This is a genomic window from Leptolyngbya sp. FACHB-321 (assembly GCF_014695975.1).
Taxonomy (GTDB): domain Bacteria; phylum Cyanobacteriota; class Cyanobacteriia; order Leptolyngbyales; family Leptolyngbyaceae; genus Stenomitos.
In genome coordinates this window covers 1-3,595 of record NZ_JACJPI010000026.1, presented here as the reverse complement: position 1 = coordinate 3,595, position 3,595 = coordinate 1, and the positions used below count along the sequence as shown (strand labels likewise).

At 48.1% G+C, this 3,595-nt stretch carries 5 protein-coding genes; 2 read left to right on the top strand and 3 right to left on the bottom strand.

All coding sequences use genetic code 11. From position 1 onward, the window contains the following. Positions 1 to 272 precede the first annotated feature (272 nt). Positions 273 to 692, bottom strand: coding sequence for a hypothetical protein (locus H6F76_RS29530; RefSeq protein ID WP_199321884.1), 420 nt, complete (start codon positions 690 to 692; stop codon positions 273 to 275). A 10-nt stretch (positions 693 to 702) separates the two neighbouring features. Beyond that, entirely contained in the window at positions 703 to 1,653 is a 951-nt protein-coding gene (locus H6F76_RS02905; RefSeq protein WP_190505772.1) for a hypothetical protein, read from the bottom strand. A gap of 489 nt (positions 1,654 to 2,142) precedes the next feature. On the opposite strand from H6F76_RS02905, the gene H6F76_RS02900 reads away from it, so the two are divergent. After that, positions 2,143 to 2,625, top strand: coding sequence for a hypothetical protein (locus H6F76_RS02900; protein WP_190505770.1), 483 nt, complete (start codon positions 2,143 to 2,145; stop codon positions 2,623 to 2,625). Positions 2,626 to 2,826: 201 nt separating this feature from the next. On the opposite strand, the gene H6F76_RS02895 is transcribed toward H6F76_RS02900, so the two are convergent. Beyond that, positions 2,827 to 3,207, bottom strand: a complete 381-nt coding sequence (locus tag H6F76_RS02895) for a discoidin domain-containing protein (protein WP_190505769.1) — start codon at positions 3,205 to 3,207, stop codon at positions 2,827 to 2,829. A 134-nt stretch (positions 3,208 to 3,341) separates the two neighbouring features. Between H6F76_RS02895 and H6F76_RS29950 the strand changes: the two genes are divergently transcribed. Next, on the top strand, positions 3,342 to 3,595 hold a 254-nt coding region (locus H6F76_RS29950; RefSeq protein WP_206754317.1), incomplete at its 3' end, for a hypothetical protein.

The following is a 3,595-nucleotide window of genomic DNA, read 5'->3' as shown; positions in this document are numbered from 1 at the left end:
ACAGATTACCCTCCCAATGATGCAATTGCAGCTCTACTGCATTGGAACCCAGTGATTCGCCGATGGCGTCATGACCGTCTCAAGCGCTTATTTGACTGCTAGCTAACTCTGAGGAAGCTGTCTACTGAAACTATATGTCATCCCAAACCAGCTCTCGCCCATGCCGGAGGTATCAGTTCTTTCCTGAGTGACGAATGCCACCAGCCCCTGATGAGAGCGATCGCCTTCGGCGGCGTCTTCCTCAGACAGGGTTAGCTACCTCAATTAACAGCTCAAAATGTCCATACGTGGTTTGGGTCATCTAGCGCGGCTTGGAAAGAAGCTAAATTAGCAAGGTCTTTGAAAGGAGATGACTTTGCTATCTCTGTGAGGGAATTTAGGGCTAACGCCAGTTGGTCGTTGTTTCCAGACGCGATCGCCTGATCGACCACAGCGAAATAAGCACGAAAGTTTTCTGCACGCTCATCAAATGAGCGGTCAAGGTACGCCATCAGAAATTCACGCTGGGCATCGATTCTGGCGATTGTTACCTTTTCCCAGGCGTCAATACTTCGCCGCTTAGTTTGCTCCTGCTGGGCAATTGTCTTGTACTCGGTATAGGCTGAGACGATTTGTTTAAAGCACTCAGCAGGACTGGTAAAGGCGGCGGCTCCTTGTGTAAGGACCTCTACGGGGACTTTTTTCGGTTTCATTCCAATTACCTCACAGGTTACGGTACTTTTCCAAAATGGTCACGGTGCCAAAGTTTAGTTTTCCTTCACTGTTTAAGACTGAGGTTTTTGTGATTTCTGCAAGTGCCTTCACCAGAAGCGCTACCTGTTGAAGCTTGCCAGTATCTTGGCTCCGATTGAAAGATTTGGATTCAAGGCTGTCGAGCATCAGACTGGCTTGCTGTTCTAGTTTTTGTGCCAATTGACCCAATTCCCTGATTCGCTGTTCGACCTGTTGTAGGAACTCTTGAGCTGCTTCAATTTTGCCGATTTCAATCTCGACCTTGGCTTGATACTTCCGTGCTTCAGTCAAAGCCTTCTCTCCCTTACCCGCCAGGTGGAAACCACCGATCATTAAGGCGGGACCAAGGGCAATACCTCCGAGTACAGCGCCTCCCAGTGCCATGCTGCCGCCGCCTAAATAGGTCAAGACTCCCGCAGCACCGAGCTGGGAGACGGCTACCTCAGTAGTGAACAACCCAAACAACTGAGGGACGGCAACTGTTCCAAAAGCCTGCGCCACACCTACCGCACCTGCGCCTGCTGCCATGCCTGCACTAGCAGCTGAAGCCAAACCGTTAGACAATTTCTCAGCTTCGAGAGCCGTAGCTTTGTACTCCTTGAGTCGCTGAACTGAAATGTCCAGTCCCTCTAAAAACCGCATATCGCTTTGGGAAACCTGCTGACCAATACGTTCAATGAAGCTAACAAAACGCCCAATTGTACGCACTTTAATCCGAATCTGGAGTTGACCATACACCGCCGCCAAGTTATTGGTGGCTTCAAACTTTGATTGAAAATTGGTAGCAGCACGTTTATGACGTTCTTGAGCGCGTTCACCAATTTCCCTAGCTAAATCCATGTCAGCTTTGCCAGCCGCGCCTGCCAGTGCTCCGATTGCGGCACTACCTAAAGCCGCAGCACCAATGATAATTGGAATCATGAATTACTCCTGAATTTTTTGAAGCACTACGCAAGCAGATTTATGGTCGTTAAGCTTATGACTATTGGCTGTGCTCGCTTGGTTCTCATTGCCCTTCACTGAGCATTTGACGGAGAGAGTGCAGCAGGATTTCCAAGAATCGTTTTTTAATCTCTGCTTTGGGTGTGGTTGCACAAACGTCACAAGGAGACCAGAAGTGATTGTTAAAGTCGTAATAGCTCATGGATGCCCTTTAGCTGTGATTACCTTCTGTTCTCAGTGTCAGGGGCTGGTGATTGCGCTCACGCTTGCCTAACGTCCAACTTGATGTGTGAGTTTGGTTGGGCATCAACGCACGATAATTACCGTTATCGTGCTTACGGTAAGGGTGCAAGCAGATGGAGTGAGGGTTAGTAGGAAGCGTTAGTAAAGCTTTAGTGAAGAGTGTTTGAGCGCAAAATTCTCCCTTAACCGTTTAAGCAAACTGGAAAGAAAACCATTAACATTTGCATGATGCAGAAGTTTCTTGCCAACGCCATCGTTGTTATTGCCGCAGGGTCTTTAGGTCTGTCTGTTGTTGTATTGCCATCGCAGGTAAGAAGCCAACCAAAAGGACAAACCTGCGAAGCCGCCATTGCCAATGGTAGGGAGCGCATAACAGCACGAAGGAGTATCACGATCATAAGCTCCAGCATTCTAGATGGCAGCCAAACTTACCCCGATCACCCTGATGGCCGCCCAAAAATTGTCCATATCAGCCTTGACGGGAAAGCTGCTAATTCGGTGATGCAGTCGCCAGTGCTTCAAAAGGCGATCTCATCTGAAATCATCAGCTCTTGTGGCTCTGTTGGCGCAGTCACCTTTGGCAGATATCGAACCGACTGGACTTCTACGTTCGGGTTGATGCCGAGCGGCACTATCAAACAGTTTGAATGCGTGGACCCTGATCCAGACAGAGATAAACTCTCTTGGGGACAACTAGTGTGCCTATGAGGTTAGGCATTACTGAAAGTCTCAGTCATCCCAAACCAGCTCTCGCCAATGCCGGAGGTATCAACCCTTTCCTGAGCGCCTTTGCCACCAGCTCCTGATGAGAGCGCTCGCTAGCGGCGGCGTCTTCCTCCTCCCCCTGGACGAACACTGGCAGCTCTTCCACCGCACCGATGTCCACGAGAGTCTAGCTCATCTGAACCTTTACTGACTTGGGGAGTAAGCCCGGAGTTGATAGAACGTTCCCCAGCCATTCCATTGTCCGTCTGGTGGCTCCCAATACTTGACATATCTAGCGGCGCTCGGCCTAAGGGTAACATCAATATCGACTTTATTGGAACCGCTCGTTGCCGAGTAATGATGGACAATTTCAGAAGCTAACCGCCAAGTTTTATTATCGGTTGAAATCTCAACTCGAAAAGTGAGTGGATTCTTATACGCACCATCCCAATCAATATTGTAGCCAATACCAGTGAGTGAATAAACCGCACCTAAATCAACAATTTGAAAGGTACCCTTGCCACTATTGGTGTCGTTTCCCCAGCCTCCAATTTGAGGATAATTGGTTGTTGTTTTGTAATCCACTAGATGGCTTAGTTATAGCAACGGAAAAATTTTGGTCGTTAAGGCTGAAAAGCCTACAAATTAAGGCTTTTTTGGGTGTCCTAATTTCCAATTCTACGATTGCTAGTATGTGTTCAACTGTCCCAATTTGAACCATGAATGGGACAGTCGCCATCCCGAACAACGATTTTTCGCCATTACAGACCTTCATACCTGAGCGGTCAGACATCAAAAATGGGACAGTTCCTTCTGACTCCTCACTAACGACCAAAATTTTTCCAATGTTAAGACCAAGCCTTTATGGTCTTTGCAGCGGTGCGTTCTTTTTGTCGGCATTTTTCCTTTTTAAGCAGGGCACGGATGACTTAGAAAGCAATCTAGACTTGGTTGTAGCTAACAAGAAGGCGAT

Bases quoted from the DNA above. Each gene is read 5' to 3' on its own strand.
- H6F76_RS02900 (WP_190505770.1), top strand. From the start codon at position 2,143: ATGATGCAGAAGTTTCTTGCCAACGCCATCGTTGTTATTGCCGCAGGG.
- H6F76_RS02905 (WP_190505772.1), bottom strand. From the start codon at position 1,653: ATGATTCCAATTATCATTGGTGCTGCGGCTTTAGGTAGTGCCGCAATC.
- H6F76_RS29530 (WP_199321884.1), bottom strand. From the start codon at position 692: ATGAAACCGAAAAAAGTCCCCGTAGAGGTCCTTACACAAGGAGCCGCC.